Origin of the sequence: Rhodoferax bucti, assembly GCF_005876985.1 — a bacterium.
Classification (GTDB): Bacteria; Pseudomonadota; Gammaproteobacteria; order Burkholderiales; family Burkholderiaceae_C; genus Allorhodoferax; species Allorhodoferax bucti.
On the sequence record NZ_VAHD01000001.1, the window covers coordinates 839990 to 856117 of the forward strand.

Below are 16128 nucleotides of genomic sequence, written 5' to 3' on the forward strand. Positions count from 1 at the left end.
GTGGCGTGTGCGCTAGCAGCTCTTGTTTTGATAGCAAGCGGTGGGTGGCGCTTAACGCTCTTTAGCGCCCGCTGTCGCCCACCAAGGCATACGGCGCCCAGAACGCGGGGTGGGCGTATTTGGGGATGGCCATGACCTTGAGCATGGCCTGGCGCAGGCTTTCTGCTTTGGGGGCTTGGGGGTTGGCGGCGTAGTGGGCAAAGGTGTTGGTGGTCAGCAGCTTGGCAGACTCACTCTCCACCGCCCAGTGGGTGACCAACAGGCTGCGACTGCCCGCGTAAAAGAAGCCGCGCGCGAGGCCACTCAGGGCTTCTTCGCCCCGGCCGTCGCCAGAGGCGGTGTTGCAGGCGGACAGCACCACCCAATCGGCGTTGAGCTTGAGCGAGAGCACATCTTCCAGCGTGAGCAACGGGGCCAGCGGGTTTTGCGCCGCGTTGTCGGTGGCGGCCAGCGCCAGCGCCGGTTGGGTGAGGTTGGGCAGGTCGCCGGCCATGAGTCCGTGGGTGGCAAAGGCGATGACACGCTTGTTCTGCAAGCTGCCGTCTCGGCTGGCCGCCAACACGCTGTCACGCGTGGCACGGGTGCCCAGGTACACATCCTTGTTGGGGTCGGACTTCAGCGTTTTGGCAATCGCCAGCAGTTCGTCGCGGGTCTCGGGCAGGGCGGGAATGTCGGCGTAGCGCAGGCCGGAGGCCGAGGGCACAGCCAGTGCGTCCAGGTCCAGCGCCAGGTCCGCCGCGGTTTTGGACGTTTGGCTGCGGGTGGCGTTTTTATTGCCATTTGCCACGGCTTGGGCGCGGAATGCGGGGTCGCCCCACGCCGCAAAGTTCTGGTTGGCCACCGCGCCCTGGCCCAGCGATTTGATGGCCAGCCAGGCCGACAGACTGGGCACGTGGGCAATGGCGGCGTCGCGGATCAGCCACGGGGCTTTGCTGTCAAAGCCTGCGCCGGCCTGGGTGTGTAGCAGGCCGAAGGGGATTTGTCCTAAAACGCCGCCCGCTGCCACGATGAGCTGCGTCTTGCCCTTCCAGGCCGGGGCCACGGGTGCGAGCAAGGTGCTGTAGAGCTGGTAGGCGGCGTCGCTGTCAAAGCGGGTGCCGGCGCCTTCGGGCGCGGCAAAGTCCAGCTGCAGGCGCAAGCGCTTGACCAGCGCTTTGACGCTGCTGTCACTCATATTGGCCCGCACAAATGCTGCGGGCCGGTCGGCGCTGAGCGCCCACACGTACACGGCTTGAGGCGTGGGCAGGAGCAGCAACACGGCTTGCTTGCTGTCCAGCCTGCTCGCAATGTCTTGGATGGAGGGGGCTGAGGGGTGCACCAGCCGGTCGTACTCCGGCATGGCGGCTTTGATGTCGGATTGCAGTTGCAGCCGGTCCCGCTCCAAGGCGGCAATTTTGTCGCGGGCTTGGGACAGGGCTTGCCCCGCATCGTCGCTCAGGGCGTTGCGCAGGCCTGTAATTTCCAGCTTCAAGTCTTGCTCGCGCCGCACCAGTTGGGCGAGGGCGGGGGTGCGCACGGCGGCCCGTACCGCTGCGTCGTTCAGTGCGTCTTGCACTACACCGCCCCGTACCCAGTCGGCCGCGCCCATGGCTTGGCTGGGGTCTTCGCCGGGGGTGAGGGCGAGCGCATCGAGGTAGGCGGCAAAGATGTCTTCGCGCCGCTCTTTGCGCATGCCGATGTTTTCCAGGTAGTCTGCATTGGCGGGCAGCATGTAAGCCTGCACTGCGGCTTTGAGCAGAGGCAGTGCAGCCGCTTGGTTGGTCGCACCCCCGGCGCGCCAGAGCGCGGCGCCTTGCATGCCTTGGGATTCGGCCGTGCTGAAATGGCTCTCGCCCAAGGTGGTGCGGTTGAAGTTGGCCGCCGTGGCGAACAAGCCAGCCGCTTTGGGGTACTGCCGGTTGCCAAAGTACAGCACGCCGTTGTCGAAGTTGTAGTTCACATGGCCCTTGAGCTTGGGCGTGGTCTCTGCCAGTTTGTCCAAGCGTTGGCGCTCTGTCAGCGCCTCTTTCCATTTCGATTGGGCTAGCAAGCAGGTCATCAGCGAGCGGCCGGCGTGGGCACGGTCCAGACTGGTTTCGGGGTCGCCGATGCGGGCCAGCATCTCGTCCGCTTTGCGGTACAGCGCCTCCGCCTGGGTGAACTCGCGCTGCGAAAAACGCAGGCTGGCGGCGTTGCTGTAAATCGTGCTCAGCATGCGCGGTGGCAGGCGCTGCTCCTTGGAATAGGCGATGACTTGCTTCAGCGTTTGCTCGGCATCGTTCAGCCGGCCGGCATTGCGGTAGGCCTGTAGCAGGGTGGACAGCGTGCCCGCCATCTCTTGCCGCACAAAGATAGACATGGTGGCCGAGGGCGACGCCATGGTCTGCAACACCGCCTCGGATTGGCGCGCTGCGGCCACCGCCTGCACGGCCGCATCGATAGCCTGCTGGGTGTTGCCTGCACGCAGTGCGAGCCGGTAAGTGCACACCTGGGTCTGGCGGCTGGCGCGCGACAGGTCGATCTGTGCCGCCGCCTCCCGCGGGGTGGCGTTGGCGTGCTGGATTTTGGCTTTCGCATCTTCCACCAGCCGGGCGGCTTCTTGCGGGTTGTTCTGGTCGAGCCACTTGCAGGCAAAGTTGGCGGTGCGAAAGGCCGCTGCGACTTCATCGGCTCCGGCAATGCTCTGGCGCATCAGTTCGTTGGCTTCCTGTTCGGCGCCACCACGCTCGTACAAGCGCATGGCCAGGTTGTGCTTGTATGAGCTGTTGTTGGGCAGCGCTTTAACCGCCTCGCGCATGACTACCTCTTCGGCCGCCTGGTCGGACAAGCGGCGGGCGGCGGCCTGCTTTTCATTGAGGAGCTTGCGCACGGTGCCTTCGTTGGCACTAGGGGGCAATGGCTTGTCCAAAATGGCCCTGAGTTTCGCCATTTCCTCGGGCGTGGCTTTGTTAAAGGCATCGGCAATATCGTCGGATTGCGCCCATGCCCCCGTGTGGCTCAGCAGGACGGTGAGGACCAAGCTTCCGATCTTCAAGAATGCCTTCACACGAATATCCCTCTGTGGCGCTAACCTGATTTAACATTTCAGGCAAATTTCGTGCAAGTTTAGCAATTGTTGGTTTTTTGCCTCGATAAACTGGCACCATCCGCGCAGGGCAAGATGGCCGCGCATTTGAACCATCCACATCTATGAAACATCGCATTCGCCACGCTGTGGCACTTCTACTGGCGTTGACGTTGGCTGGCTGCCAAACCCCTCCGCCTGCAGCCTCTGCCACCGCGCCTGTAGCCAAGCCGGAATTGCAATTTGTGGACTTGCAAAGCTTTGACCGCGAGCTCTCCGGCGCCCTGGCATCGCAGCTGCCCAAGGTGCAAGTGATGTTTTACGACCGGGTGCCTCCTAGTGCCATGCCCGAACGCCTGCAGCGCTGGATGGCCAGCGTGGAGGCGGGTGGCGGCAAGGTGAAGGTGGTGCCCCCGCCGGGCAGCGTGACGCCCAAGGACCCGTTTTTGCTACTCAGCGCCATCAGCGCGGTGTGGAATGCCTCGCGCCTGGCCAATGCCGCATCGGCCAGCAGCTTGGTCAAACCCGCGCAGGCTTACGACGTCAGCATCGTGCTCAAGGCGGACGAGCAAGCGGGCTCGGTGATTGACCAACTGGTTTTTGTTCCCCACCGTAAATAAGCGAGGCCGGTATGCGACGTTTTGTGATTCTCAGCCTGGTGCTTGGCGGCCTCGTATCTACTGCCCCGGCACAGGTGCCCACGCCTAGCGCAGACCAGATGGTGCAGCAGCTCAAAGCGCCCGTGCGCACCCGCAGCCTGCGCAATTTGAATGTGGAAGCCACCGAGGCAGAGGCGGTGCGCCCCTCCTTGTCTTTGTTGATTCAATTCGATTTCAACTCTGCCCGTGTCAGCCCGCAGAGCCAGCAGGCTTTGGTCACGCTGTCGCAGGCCCTGCAGTCGCCCGAGTTGGTACGCAGCCGGTTTGCGGTGGAAGGGCATACCGATGCCAAGGGCCGCGATGACTACAACCTGCAACTCAGCGCCCAGCGCGCTCAAGCGGTGGTGCGGGTGCTCAAGGCCCATGGTGTGGCGGAAGAGCGCTTGTTGCCGGCCGGCAAAGGCGCCACTGAGCTGGCCAACCGTGAAGACCCCCTGGCGGCTGAAAACCGCCGCGTCCGCATCGTGAACCTGGACTGAGCCTGTCGCTACGCCATGGGCTTGTGGGACCGCATCAGCCGCCGTATCGGCGCTCTGCCGGCGCGGCGGGTCACGTGGGGTTTGGTGCTGGTGTTTTCGCTGTGGGTGCTGCTGGATGTGTTGGTGCTCCAGGTCACCGGCGGGCTGACCCAGTCCACCTATGACGCCATGGTGCGTGCCCGCGTGCTGGCGCCCGCCCCCGACCCCCGCCTGGTGGTGGTGGATATTGACGAGGCCTCGCTCGCACGCATGGGCGCGGAGTTCGGGCGCTGGCCCTGGCCGCGCGACACCCTGGCCACGGTGCTGGCGCATATTGAGCAGCAGCAACCGGCCGCGGTCGTGTGGGATGTGCTGTTTTCCGATGCAGACCGCCTGAGCCCCGGTGGTGACGCGGCGTTTGACCAAGCGGCCGCACGCAGCACGCACAGCCACTACTCGGTGGTGCGCCTGCCCCAGGTCAATGACGCGCACAGCGAGCTGGGCCAAGCCGCCCTGCCGGGCCTGTGGTTGCCGCAGCCCTTGAATGCTTTGCGCAACGTTCCGGCGGATGCCGGGCCCGCTGCCACCGTGGCGCTGATTCCCCCCGCCTTGCCCGCGATTGCGAATGGCCGCCTGGGCTACAACAACGGGTATGTGGATGCGGATGGCGTGCTGCGCCGCTACCGCTACATTGAGCCGCTGCGCGATGGAAGCGCTTTGCAGTCGCTGCCCATGAGTGTGCTGTCTGCTATCAATAAAGAAGCGGCTGGCGCATACGTTACGGAGGCTAGCGCCGTAAATAACGCCAAAGGCGAGCTCATTGTCTGGCCCCGGCGCGCCGATGCGTATCCGCATGTGGCGTTTGCCGATGTGTTCGCCATTGCAGACGGGGGCAAGCCTCTGGCGCCGGTACCGTCGTTTGCGGGCAAGGTGGTCATCATCGGTTCCACTGCGCCCAGCTTGCACGATATTCACCCCACGCCGCTGTCCAACATGCAAGCCGGTGTGGATTCACTGGCGGCGGTGTTGGACAACGCCTTGAACCAGCGCCACCTGCGCGAGCTGCCGCGCAGCTTGCAGGCGTGTTTGGCGATTGCCCTGTGCATCGCCTTGGCCCTGTGGGTGCAGTTCAAAAGCGTGGCTTCCCTCGCGCCCGCCTTGCTGGTGTTGCCGGTGTCTTTGCTGGGGTTGAGTTATTTGAGCCTGAATGGGGGCCCGGTGTTTGTGGACTTGCATTTGTCCGCCGCACTGGCGCTGGTGTTTTTGGCAGTGCTGCGGTTTTGGAGCACTTTGCGCCGGGTGCATTGGTGCACACCGCCGGCCCAAGGCCCGCTTTTGTTGTGGCCCTTGCAGCGCGATAGCGCTTGGCTGGAGGGCGAGCTGGATCGCTTGATAGATGCCGTAGAGCGCCACGCCCCCGCCTGCCGGGTGCTGGTGTGTGACGCCCACATTGCCTGGCCCGCTACGCTGCGCTGGCCGGAGTTGGCCCGCAACGCGGCTCTGGTGGGGCCGCCCGATGCCTTGCGTAGCGCCTTGCCGCAGCTGACGCCCGCCCTGCGGCGCCTGGTACAGCGCAGTGGCGAGCCGGTGGAGGTTAGCGCCCCCAATGGCGCAGCTTTGTTTTTTGCAACTGCGGCGGGCCGTTTGCACTTGGCGCAGTGTGCCTATCGTGCGTGGGCGCAGTGGGATGCTGCCGGGGATACGATTTCTATCACTTACAACGTTCCGGGGAGGACACCATGAATCAATTACCTGCACGTCGCAGGCCGGGTGCCGCATGGCACATTGCCTGTGCGCTGACTTTGGGTGCGGCGCTGGGCCCACCCGCGCAGGCCCAGCTGGCACCCGGCACTGCGCCGGGCCAGGCCTTGACTGCCGTGCGCGCGACCGAGTTGCGGTCCGACAAGCTGGGCTCCGCCCCGGTGCTGCGTGCTGTGAGCGCCGGTGCACCCCTGCGCTTGCTGAGTGTGGAGGGGGGTTGGGCCTTGGTGGAAGCGCCAGCGGCCGACAAAGCGGCGCCTGCCCTCACAGGTTGGGTGCGGGCCAGCACGGTCAATTTACAAGCCGGTAGCTCGGCGGCGTCGGGCCTGTCCAGCGGGCGCGAGAGTGCGGGCAACACGGCGCTGACCTTGGGGGTACGCAGCCTGCCCGCGCGCTCCAACCGCCATGCCCTGATCATCGGCATCAGCCGCTACGCCGATGCCGCCACGCCGCCCTTGCCCGGCGCGCGTATCGACAAAGAGTCCGCCACCCAAATGGCACGCGCCATGCAAGTGCCTGCCAGCAACATCCAGTATTTGCAGGACGACCAGGCCACCGGCGACAACATTCGCAACGCACTGCGCGAGCTGACCAACAAGGTGCAAGACGGGGATCGCGTGTTCATCCATTTCTCCGGCCACGGCACCCGCTACAACGATCCTGCGGCCGGTGGCTGCGTAGAAGCCTTGCTGGCCTACGACGGTGGCCAGAGTGGCACGCTCACCAACCGCGAAGTGGCGAGCCTGCTCAAGCCCATGACCAACAAGACCGACAAGCTGTTCGTGATGTACGACGCCTGCCACTCTGGGGGCGTGGTGCAGGCCGCCTCCAGCGTGCGCACCCGTGGTTTTAGCAACATCAACGACGTGGGTGTGCTCCGACCCAAGTTCGCCAGCATTTCGGATGCATGCGGCCGCCCGGTGAACGTCAAAACCCGCAACCTGGTGGTGGAGGCGCAAAGCACAGGCGCATTGCCGCAAGACATCATTCACGTGAGTGCCTCGCGGGACAACGAAATCAGTTTCGATGACGAGCTCAAAGGCGGCTTGGCCACCCAGTACATGCGCGATTGCATGTTGCGCGATGCCAAGGACTTGGACCGGTCCGGCGCGATTTCCATGGAAGAAATCCGTATCTGTGCGCAGGAAAAAATCAACAAGCGCATGGCCAATGACACCAACTACAAGCCCCACAACCTGGTGCTCAATGGCAATGCCGACTTTGTGCCGGCTTGGTTCAGCCAGATCAGTGCGGCTCCCGTTGTCAGTGTGCCGGTGGCAGCTCCTGCAGCCGTGGTGGCTGCTCCTGTACCTTCCGTGATCGCTTCTTCTCCGGCAGCGCCGGTAGCCGTCGTGGCCGCTACGCCTGCACCAGTGCCTCCGCCTCTCACCGGCGAGCAGGCCTTGCGCCAGATGTTTGACCAGCGCGATGCCAAACGCAATGTGCAGGTCAGCCTGGGCCAAGCCTCTCTGCGCATCGGCAAAGACGCCCTGGACCTGACGGTGCAGTCCGACCGCGATGGCTACGTCTATATTGCCTTGGCGGGGTCGGACAACCAGGCGGTGTACATGCTGTTCCCCAACGCGCTGGATGGCAATAACCACATCAAAGCCGGCCAAAAGCTGGTGCTGCCACGGCCCAACTGGCGCGTGACGGCCGGCGGCCCGGTGGGTACCGACCACGTGATGGTGATGGTGAGCGACGCGCCCCGCGACTTGAGCGCCCTGGCGGCCAACAAGGCCGGGCCATTTGTCAGCTCACTCAACGATGCCCAAGGGCGGGCCCAGCTCGGTGCGCTCTTGAGCAGTGCGCGCTTGGCCGATACCACCCAGTGCCAGAATGCCGCGACCCGTGTGCAAAACTCCGCATGTTCAGATGCTTATGGTGCTGCCATGGTGGCGGTGGAGGAAGTGAAATGACATCGATTTTCAGAAAATATTTGCGTCGTACTGCTATTGTTTGTATAGCGTTTGGCGCCGTATCTGGTTGGGCTCAGGCACCCATGGTCTGGTTGGTCACGTCGGAGGAGGCGCAATCGTTCGAAGGTGCTCCGGCCTTCAATGAAGAGCCTGCCTTGCGCCCCCGATCCGTGGTGCCGGTGATTGACATTTTGAAGCCCGAGCCAACGGCCGATATGAAGGTCAAAGCGCCCTTTGCGATTGCGGTGCAGTTCAAGGCCCAAAGCGATGCCGACATCGACCCCGCCACTTTCAAGGTGATGTACGGCGCCTTGAAGCTAGACATCACCAACCGCATTGCCAAGTACGTCAAGATCAGCAAAGAGGGCTTCACTCTGGAAAACGCCCAAATCCCCCCGGGCAAGCACCGGCTCACCTTGCAGATTCAGGACGTCAAACAGCGGGTGGCTGAGCGCGAACTGCGTTTGGAAGTGGAGTGAGCACCGTGGTGAGCAAACCCTTTCAAGCCAAGCCGCGCATGGCGGCAACCATTTTTGTAGCTTGCATGACTCTGATGGGCTCTGCCCAGGCGGCTCGAGTGGTGCTGGCCCAAGGCAATTTGAGTCTGGAGCGTGGTGACAAAACCTTACCCGTGGTGGCCGGCATGCAGTTGCAGGAAGAAGATGTGTTGCACACCGCTGCTGGCGGCGAGACCTTGCTGCGCTTTGACAACGGCGCCCGCATGCTGGTGCGGGCGGATTCGGCCGTGCGCTTCACCACCTTGCGCGAGCGCGGGCCGGTGAGCAAGCGCCGCAAAGCCATCCGCTTGGTGCAAGGCGGATTGCGTTACATCACCGGCGTGGGGGCTGCCCGCCACCGGGTGGCTTTTGAGACCGACACGGCCACGATCGGCATTCGCGGTACCGACCTGGACATTGCGGTGTCCAAAGACGCGCAGCCGGATGCGCCTACTGGCACCTATTTGCAAGTCAACCAAGGCGCTGCGGTGTTGCAGGCATTGGATGGCACGGTGCTGGATGTGGAGCGTGGCGAGCAGGCCTTTGGCGGCGAACCTGACCTGACGCCCAAAGGTGAGGGCGGCGTCAAACGCCCTGCAGGTCGCAAACTGCAGGGCTTGGCAGGTATCTTTAAAAAGTCCGGCCTGGACGCGTTGATGAAGTAGCCCGCGCGGGCTACTTTTTAGGCGGTAAACACCCGCGCTTTGCGCGGCGTCAGCACCACGGTGTCGCCGTCCTTCAGATCAAGCGCTTTGTATTCCTGGGCGCCGATCTGGGCTTCGATGATGTCGCCGCTGCCCGCTGCGCTGCGGTCTTCGGGCAGCAGCTCCAGGCGGGCAATCGGGCCGACCACAATGGCGCGCACCAGCTTGGCGACGATGCCGCCTGCAGGCTGGCCGGCCTTGTAGGGCTGCACATCCAGGTCGTGGGGGCGCACATAGGCAAAGGCTTTGGCGTTCTGCGCTTCGCTGTGTTCAGGGCTGTCCAGACGCACGCCGTGGTGGTCTTCGCCGATCAGCATTTCGCCCTCGTGGGCACGGCCGTGGAACAGGTTCACATCACCCAGGAAACCGTAGACAAACGGGCTGGCGGGGTGGTCCCACACCTGCTGGGGGGAGCCGATTTGCTCGACTTTGCCGCTGTTCATCAGCACCACGCGGTCGGCCACTTCCAGGGCCTCTTCCTGGTCGTGGGTCACGAAGATACTGGTCACATGCAAGTCGTCGTGGAGGCGGCGCAACCAGCGGCGCAGCTCTTTACGCACCTTGGCATCCAGCGCGCCGAAGGGCTCGTCCAGCAGCAGCACTTTGGGCTCCACCGCCAGAGCGCGGGCCAGGGCGATACGCTGGCGTTGCCCGCCGGAGAGCTGCGCGGGGTAGCGGTCGGCCAGCCAGTCCAGCTGTACGAGACCCAGCAGTTCATGCACCTTTTGCTTGATGACGGCTTCTGAAGGGCGCAGGGCGCGTGGTTTCATGCGCAGGCCGAAGGCCACGTTGTCAAACACGGTCATGTGGCGGAACAACGCGTAGTGCTGAAACACAAAGCCCACGTTGCGCTCGCGCACATGCACGTCGGTGGTGTCTTCGCCGCTGAAGAGGATGTTGCCTTGGTCGGCCGTTTCCAGCCCGGCAATGATGCGCAGCAGGGTGGTTTTGCCGCAGCCGGAGGGGCCGAGCAGGGCGACGAGTTCGCCGGATTCGATGTCCAGGTTCACGTCCTGCAGCGCCTTGAAGCTGCCGAAGTCTTTGCTGACGTTGCGGATTGCAATGCTCATGATGGTTTTCTCAATTCGGGGGTTCAGGCCGTGGGGCGCTCGGGCGGAAGTTCGGCGGCTACCTTCTGGTCGCGCTCAAACTGCCACTCCACAAAAGATTTGATGACCAGGGTGACCAGCGCCAGCAGCGCCAGCAGCGAGGCAATGGCAAAGGCGGCTACCGACTGGTATTCGTTGTACAAAATCTCCACGTGCAGGGGCATGGTGTTGGTCTGGCCGCGGATGTGGCCCGACACCACCGACACCGCACCGAACTCACCCATGGCGCGCGCGTTGCACAAGATGACGCCGTAGATCAAGCCCCACTTGATGTTGGGTAGCGTCACATGCCAGAAGGTCTGCCAGCCGCTGGCACCCAGCACCTGGGCCGCCTGTTCTTCGTCGGTGCCCTGCGCCTGCATCAGCGGAATCAGCTCCCGCGCCACGAAGGGGAAGGTCACAAAGATGGTGGCCAGCACGATGCCGGGCACGGCGAAGATGATCTTCACATCGTGCGCCTGCAGCCAAGGGCCGAACCAGCCGTGGGCGCCGAACAGCAGCACATAAATCAAGCCCGCCACCACCGGTGACACCGAGAAGGGCAGGTCCACCAGCGTGGTCAAAAAGGCCTTGCCGCGGAACTCGTATTTGGCAATGGCCCAGGCCGCCGCCACGCCGAACACCAGGTTCAGTGGCACGGCAATGGCCGCCGTAATCAGCGTCAGCTTGATGGCGCTCCATGCGTCCGGCTCTTTGAAGGCTTCCAGAAAGGCGTCGAACCCTTTGCGCAAGGCTTCGGTGAACACCGCCGCCAGCGGCAGGATCAGGAACAAAAAGATGAACACCAGCGCAATGCCGATCAGCGTCCACTTCACCCAAGCGGGCTCGGTGGTGCCGGCCTTGGCACGCCGGACATCTCGAGCCCCCACGCTTGTCGCTTTGCGTACTGCGCTGCCCCCCGAGGGGGTGCTCACACCTTGGGACGGCCCGGCGGTGTTCGGGCGGGAATTGGCGCCGCTCATGACTGGGCTCCTCCGCGCTTGCGCTGCCAGGACTGCAGCGAGTTGATGACAAATAGCATGAGGAACGAGAAGCTCAGCATGACGACCGCGACCGCCGTGGCGCCTGCGTAGTCATATTGCTCCAGCTTGCCGATGATGATGAGGGGCGTGATTTCAGACACCATGGGCATGTTGCCGGCGATAAAAATGACCGAACCGTATTCACCGATGGCGCGGGCAAACGCCATCGCAAAACCGGTGAGCAGCGCAGGCGCGATGGTCGGGAAAATAACGAAGCGAAAGGTCTGCCAGCGCGTGGCGCCCAGGCAGGTGGCGGCTTCTTCCAGCTCTTTTTCGGCGTCTTCCAGCACCGGCTGCACCGTGCGCACCACAAAGGGCAGGCCGATGAAGATCAGGGCGATCACCACCCCGTTGCGGTTGAAGGCGAGCTGGATGCCATAAGGCTCCAGCAGGCTGCCGATCCAGCCATTGCTGGCCAGGAGCGCGGTGAGCGAAATGCCGGCCACCGCCGTGGGCAGGGCAAACGGCAGGTCCACCAGCGCATCCACGATCTTTTTGCCGGGGAACTGGTAGCGCACCAGGACCCAGGCCACCAGCAGGCCGAACACCGAATTGACCAGCGCCGCCAGAAAGGAGGCGCCAAAGGTCAGCCGGTAAGAGGCCAGCACCCGCGGGCTGGTGACGGCGGCGACGAACTGCTCCCAGGTCAGGTTGAAGGTTTTGAACAGCAGGGCCGAGAGCGGGATCAGCACGATCACGCTGAGATAAAACAGCGTGAAACCCAGCGTGAGATTGAAGCCCGGCAGCACCCGCTTGGGGGCACGTTTTGCAGTCGTCATTTACTTCACGGTGTAGAGCTTGTCGAACTGGCCGCCATCGTTGAAGTGCACTTTTTGCGCCTCGCTGAAAGAGCCGAAGTAGTCTTCCACGCGGAACAGGCTGATGGGCTTGAACACGTTGCTGTACTTCTTGAGGATGGCTGCGTTGGTGGGGCGGATGGCGTGCTTGGCGGCGATCTCCTGGCCCTCATCGGAGTAGAGGAAGTTCAGGTAGGCCTTGGCCACGTCGGCCGTGCCCTTTTTCGCCACGGTGCGTTCTACGATGGCCACGGGGTTCTCAGCCACGATGGAGCTGCTGGGGTGCACCGCATCCACCTTGCCGGCACCGAATTCGTTGTCCACGCTCACCACTTCAGATTCGAAGGTGATCAGCACGTCGCCGATGTTGCGCTGCAGAAAGATGGTGGTCGCATCCCGGCCGCCCTTGGCGAGCACGGGCACGTTTTTGTAGAGCTTGGACACAAAGTCCAGCGCCTGCGCGTCGGTGCCGCCTTTTTTGCGCACCTGGCCCCAGGCGGCCAGGTAGGCCATGCGGCCGTTACCGCCGGTTTTGGGGTTCACTACCACCACCTGTACGCCGGGCTTGATCAGGTCGTCCCAATCCTTGATGCCCTTGGGGTTGCCGTTGCGCACCAGGAACAGCATGGTGGAGCTGGTGGGCGAGGCGTTGTGCGGGAATTTTTTGGTCCAGTCTTTGGCCACCACACCGGTGCTGGCCAGAAAGTCCACATCGGTGCTGGTGTTGAAGGTCACCACATCGGCGTCCAGGCCATCGTTCACCGCGCGGGCTTGCGCGCTGGAGCCACCATGGGCCTGGTCGATTTTGAGGTCCTTGCCACTGGTTTTCTTGTAATTGGCAATGAAGGCGGTGTTGATGTCTTTGTAAAACTCGCGTGCCACGTCGTACGAGGCATTGAGCAGCGTGGTTTGGGCTGCTACCAAATTGCTAGCTGTCAGCGCAACAGCGGCGAGCGCCAGCGTGGCTTTTTGTTTGAAATTCATATCGGCTCCTGGGAATAAAAGGGCCGCGAGAATGCGGCCGTTGAGTCGGTGAACCCCGATTCTGGGGACGCCGCGTTCAAACTACAACGAATAGTTCGTTGTTTGTTTATGCCAAAAACAATCTATCTGCGGGGTTCTGGGCCCACTCTTTGGTTATTAGCGGGCGCGGGCCTCGGAGCGGCCCAGTGTCCAGTTCAGGCCGATGCCGGTTGACGTGCCGGTATTGCGCAGGTGCAAGGGGCTGGCGGTGTTGGCATTGCCGGCATAGCTTTCGCTGCGCACAAAGCCGAAGACCCGCACATCCGGTGTGAGTGCGCGTGAGGCGCTCAGGCTCAGGCGCGCTGCGATCAGGCCACTGCCGGCTTCGTAGGCAGGGCGGGTGGCGGTGGCGTATTCGGTAGGTACGCTGTATAAGTAGCGGTTCAGCTGCGCATCGCCCCAAATCAGGCTGGCGCCGGTGGCAAACCGCCAGGCGGAGCCGGGGGCCCGGGTTTCCCAGATCAGCTCGGGCTCGGCGGCCCAGCCCTGGCTGCGCACACCGCCGCGCAATTCCAGCACGCTGCGCACCGGCAGCTCCACGCGCACCTGGCTGTGGGGGCTGGGCCGGGCCAGCACGGTTTTGAGCCGGGGGCCGAACTCCACCAGGGTGCCCAGGTCGGGCATGCCGTTGCGCGCGGCAATGTCGTTGGAGCTCGCCGGCAGCGAGGCGGCAAAGCCGATGTCGAATTCGGTGTCTTCGGTGTGTACCAGCCGCGCACCCACATTGCCCCGCTCGGCGCGGAAGATGTCGCCGCGGTACACCAGCACAGGCAGCACCGCCACCAGCCCGCTGCGTTCGATGGACGCGGGGTAGGCCGGCGTGGAAACGGCACCGGCAAACACGCCGAGCTCCCACAGCGGCAGGTGGGCTTCGTCCGTGCTTGGGGTTTGTGCGGCAGCGCCCAGGCTGAGCGCAAGTCCGGCGGCCAGAAGGGGCAGGGTGGTGCGTGTCATGGCGGTTTGCAGGCTCAGTTCAGGAGTTTGACGGCGGCAATCGCGGCCCAGCCCAGTGCAAAGTTGGTGACCACCAGCATGTGGATCTGCCCCGCTGCCTTGGCGGCGACAGGCCATTGGGCGGCCGCCACCGCACGGCGGAACTTGGCAAAACCCGCAAAGTAGATGTGCCCGAAGATCAAAAACATCAGCCCGCCCAGTGCGGTCATCACGGTCCAGCCCAAGGGCACCACGCCATGGCCGGTGGCTTCGCGGGCGGCCTTCATGGTGCCCCCGAACATGTAGCCGCCGGTCGCCAGCAGCACTACGATCGCGATGAGCACCGCCACAAAAAAGCGCTGCCACACGGCGGCCATCAGCACCGCACGGGGCTGGGCCTCCATGACCGCCAAGGCGGCAGGGCGCAGGGCGATCAGCATGAAGGTCATGCCCCCCATCCAGACGATGGCGGCAATCAGGTGCAGGAGTTTGAGCAGGTCGTACATGCAGTCTTTCAGTGGGGGATTCGGTGGGGAGGTGAGGCCGCATTGTCCACGCGGCGGTGACAGAACGGGGTCAGCTGAACAATTGGCCCCGCGCGGTTTTGGTAATCGCCACCACGCAGGGGTGGGTGATGCGCCGCTCCACCGAGACGGCAAAAAACTCCTCCACCAGTTCGTCGCTGCGGCCGATCACCTCCACACCGAATTGCTCCACGATGTCGGCCTCCATCACCGAGGGCGCCATGAACACGCCGCGCCCCTTGCGGCCGAAGGCGGTCATGAGCGCGCCATCGTCAAACTCGCCGATGGTGCGCGGGTGCAGCTGGTGGCGGCTGAGCCACCCCTCCCACTGCTGGCGCACCGAGGCCTGTGCGCCCTGGATGAGCACCGGCGCATCGTTCAGGCATTCGGGGAAATCACCTTGGAGCGTCTTGCGCAGGGTGGGCGCGCAAAAGAAGCTCATGGGCGTGCTGCCCAGCGCGTGGTTAAAGGCCTTGACGCTCATGCGCTTGGACATGGGCTCGTCTGCAATCACCAGGTCCAGCTGGTTGAGGGCCAGCTTGGCCAGCAGGTCGGGGAACTTGCCCTCGCTGCAAATCATGCGCACCGGGTCGTCCAGCGTCAGGGCGGGTTCCAGCAGGCGGTAGGCGAGGGATTTGGTCACCGAGTCGGCCACGCCCACCTTGAAGTCCAGCACCCGGTTGCTGCCGCGCGGCAGGCGCACCGCGTTTTCCAGCTCGGCGCCCAGGGTAAAGATCTGGTCGGCATAGCCCAGTGCCAGCCGGCCGTCTTCGGTGAGCTCCAGCTTGCGGCCGCTTTTTTGAAAGAGTTTGCGGCCCAGCCAGTCTTCCAGCAGCTTGATCTGGCCCGACAGCGTTTGGGGCGTGGTGTGCAGCTGCTCGCCCGCGCGCATGATGCCGCCGGCCTTGGCGGTGACCCAAAAGTAGTGAAGGTGCTTGAAGTTCATGCGCGGCCCCGACTGAAACAAACTGAAATACTGCGAAAAAAACGAATTAAAAATTTACAAAATTCGAATTTACGCGAAGCATAACCATCCTTACAGTACAGGTCTATCAGTCGTTCACCAAAGGAGACCTTGTATGCGACTCAGTACCCGCGGACGTTTTGCCATCACCGCCATGATTGACCTGGCCCTGCGCGAAAGCGGCCAGCCGGTGCCTTTGCAGGACATCGCTGTGCGGCACCGCATTTCGCTGTCGTACCTGGAGCAGGTGTTCGCCAAGCTGCGCCAGCACGGTCTGGTAGAGAGCACCCGTGGCCCCGGCGGCGGTTATTCCCTGGGCTTCCGGGGCGACAGCATCACCGTGGCCGACATCATTGGCGCCATTGAAGAAAAAGAAGAGTCCAGCCGCGAAACCTCGCAGAGCGCGCAGGACATGACCCGCGACCTGTGGGCAGCTCTGCAAAGCACCGTGGTGGCGCACATGCGCACCATCACTTTGCGCAGCCTGGCTGAAGAACAGCGCGCCAAGGGCTTTGCGGTGAAAGAGCGCAAAGTGGCCAAAAAGGGTGTGCTTCAAAAGCTCAAGCCTTTGGCGCCGGTGCGCACTACGGCCCCGAACTCGGTGTTTGCCTTGGGGCAGGCGTTTTCGTTCAACAGCGGTCGTTGATACCGAGATTTAAGAGCCTAATCGGCCGCTAGCGCACGGTAGTTGTGCGCGAGTAGCTCCTGAAACCAT

General features: G+C 63.4%; 15 protein-coding genes. 7 read left to right on the plus strand and 8 right to left on the minus strand.

Translation table 11 applies throughout. The features are described 5' to 3' along the window. Nucleotides 1–61: 61 nt before the first annotated feature. Complete coding sequence (locus tag FDM28_RS04020) at nt 62–2998, minus strand: CHAT domain-containing protein (protein WP_138513254.1); 2937 nt, start codon at nt 2996–2998, stop codon at nt 62–64. Between the two features lie 170 nt (nt 2999–3168). Between FDM28_RS04020 and FDM28_RS04025 the strand changes: the two genes are divergently transcribed. From FDM28_RS04025 to FDM28_RS04050, 6 genes are all read left to right on the plus strand, one after another. Continuing rightward, complete coding sequence (locus FDM28_RS04025; protein ID WP_138513256.1) at nt 3169–3663, plus strand: hypothetical protein; 495 nt, start codon at nt 3169–3171, stop codon at nt 3661–3663. 11 nt (nt 3664–3674) lie between these two features. Then, entirely contained in the window at nt 3675–4181 is a 507-nt protein-coding gene (locus FDM28_RS04030) for an OmpA family protein (protein ID WP_206021908.1), read from the plus strand. A gap of 15 nt (nt 4182–4196) precedes the next feature. Then, a complete protein-coding gene (locus FDM28_RS04035) occupies nt 4197–5903 on the plus strand; it encodes a CHASE2 domain-containing protein (RefSeq protein WP_138513258.1) in 1707 nt (568 codons plus the stop codon). Continuing rightward, complete coding sequence (locus FDM28_RS04040) at nt 5900–7840, plus strand: caspase family protein (RefSeq protein WP_138513260.1); 1941 nt, start codon at nt 5900–5902, stop codon at nt 7838–7840. Before FDM28_RS04035 ends, FDM28_RS04040 begins: the two co-directional genes overlap by 4 nt. An 83-nt stretch (nt 7841–7923) precedes the next feature. Continuing rightward, nucleotides 7924–8319: a hypothetical protein gene (locus tag FDM28_RS04045; protein WP_138513262.1), complete on the plus strand. Its 396-nt coding sequence runs from the start codon at nt 7924–7926 to the stop codon at nt 8317–8319. Between the two features lie 8 nt (nt 8320–8327). Further along, entirely contained in the window at nt 8328–9002 is a 675-nt protein-coding gene (locus FDM28_RS04050) for a FecR family protein (protein ID WP_138513264.1), read from the plus strand. Between the two features lie 17 nt (nt 9003–9019). On the opposite strand, the gene FDM28_RS04055 is transcribed toward FDM28_RS04050, so the two are convergent. The 7 genes from FDM28_RS04055 to nhaR all read right to left on the minus strand — a co-directional run bounded on the left by FDM28_RS04055 (nt 9020) and on the right by nhaR (nt 15395). Next, nucleotides 9020–10111: a sulfate/molybdate ABC transporter ATP-binding protein gene (locus tag FDM28_RS04055; protein ID WP_138513266.1), complete on the minus strand. Its 1092-nt coding sequence runs from the start codon at nt 10109–10111 to the stop codon at nt 9020–9022. Between the two features lie 23 nt (nt 10112–10134). Continuing rightward, nucleotides 10135–11112: a sulfate ABC transporter permease subunit CysW gene (gene cysW, locus FDM28_RS04060; protein WP_138513268.1), complete on the minus strand. Its 978-nt coding sequence runs from the start codon at nt 11110–11112 to the stop codon at nt 10135–10137. Continuing rightward, nucleotides 11109–11951, minus strand: coding sequence for a sulfate ABC transporter permease subunit CysT (cysT, locus tag FDM28_RS04065; RefSeq protein ID WP_138513271.1), 843 nt, complete (start codon nt 11949–11951; stop codon nt 11109–11111). The genes cysW and cysT overlap by 4 nt, the downstream gene beginning before the upstream one ends. Further along, entirely contained in the window at nt 11952–12953 is a 1002-nt protein-coding gene (locus tag FDM28_RS04070) for a sulfate ABC transporter substrate-binding protein (RefSeq protein ID WP_138513273.1), read from the minus strand. It lies immediately after the preceding gene. Nucleotides 12954–13109: 156 nt separating this feature from the next. Further along, nucleotides 13110–13946 (minus strand): MipA/OmpV family protein, encoded by an 837-nt coding sequence (locus FDM28_RS04075; RefSeq protein WP_138513275.1) that lies wholly within the window; start codon nt 13944–13946, stop codon nt 13110–13112. A 14-nt stretch (nt 13947–13960) separates the two neighbouring features. Next, nucleotides 13961–14431: a hypothetical protein gene (locus tag FDM28_RS04080; protein WP_138513277.1), complete on the minus strand. Its 471-nt coding sequence runs from the start codon at nt 14429–14431 to the stop codon at nt 13961–13963. 70 nt (nt 14432–14501) lie between these two features. Continuing rightward, nucleotides 14502–15395 (minus strand): transcriptional activator NhaR, encoded by an 894-nt coding sequence (gene nhaR / locus FDM28_RS04085; protein ID WP_138513279.1) that lies wholly within the window; start codon nt 15393–15395, stop codon nt 14502–14504. Nucleotides 15396–15528: 133 nt separating this feature from the next. Between nhaR and FDM28_RS04090 the strand changes: the two genes are divergently transcribed. Next, a complete protein-coding gene (locus tag FDM28_RS04090; RefSeq protein WP_138513281.1) occupies nt 15529–16059 on the plus strand; it encodes an Rrf2 family transcriptional regulator in 531 nt (176 codons plus the stop codon). Nucleotides 16060–16128 lie beyond the last annotated feature (69 nt).

Excerpts from the sequence above, each read along its gene's own strand:
- FDM28_RS04080 (WP_138513277.1), bottom strand. The coding sequence starts at position 14,431 with ATGTACGACCTGCTCAAACTCCTGCACCTGATTGCCGCCATCGTCTGG.
- nhaR (WP_138513279.1), bottom strand. The coding sequence starts at position 15,395 with ATGAACTTCAAGCACCTTCACTACTTTTGGGTCACCGCCAAGGCCGGC.
- FDM28_RS04075 (WP_138513275.1), bottom strand. The coding sequence starts at position 13,946 with ATGACACGCACCACCCTGCCCCTTCTGGCCGCCGGACTTGCGCTCAGC.
- FDM28_RS04040 (WP_138513260.1), top strand. The coding sequence starts at position 5,900 with ATGAATCAATTACCTGCACGTCGCAGGCCGGGTGCCGCATGGCACATT.
- FDM28_RS04090 (WP_138513281.1), top strand. The coding sequence starts at position 15,529 with ATGCGACTCAGTACCCGCGGACGTTTTGCCATCACCGCCATGATTGAC.
- FDM28_RS04055 (WP_138513266.1), bottom strand. The coding sequence starts at position 10,111 with ATGAGCATTGCAATCCGCAACGTCAGCAAAGACTTCGGCAGCTTCAAG.
- FDM28_RS04030 (WP_206021908.1), top strand. The coding sequence starts at position 3,675 with ATGCGACGTTTTGTGATTCTCAGCCTGGTGCTTGGCGGCCTCGTATCT.
- FDM28_RS04035 (WP_138513258.1), top strand. The coding sequence starts at position 4,197 with ATGGGCTTGTGGGACCGCATCAGCCGCCGTATCGGCGCTCTGCCGGCG.
- cysW (WP_138513268.1), bottom strand. The coding sequence starts at position 11,112 with ATGAGCGGCGCCAATTCCCGCCCGAACACCGCCGGGCCGTCCCAAGGT.
- FDM28_RS04070 (WP_138513273.1), bottom strand. The coding sequence starts at position 12,953 with ATGAATTTCAAACAAAAAGCCACGCTGGCGCTCGCCGCTGTTGCGCTG.
- FDM28_RS04045 (WP_138513262.1), top strand. The coding sequence starts at position 7,924 with ATGGTCTGGTTGGTCACGTCGGAGGAGGCGCAATCGTTCGAAGGTGCT.
- cysT (WP_138513271.1), bottom strand. The coding sequence starts at position 11,951 with ATGACGACTGCAAAACGTGCCCCCAAGCGGGTGCTGCCGGGCTTCAAT.
- FDM28_RS04025 (WP_138513256.1), top strand. The coding sequence starts at position 3,169 with ATGAAACATCGCATTCGCCACGCTGTGGCACTTCTACTGGCGTTGACG.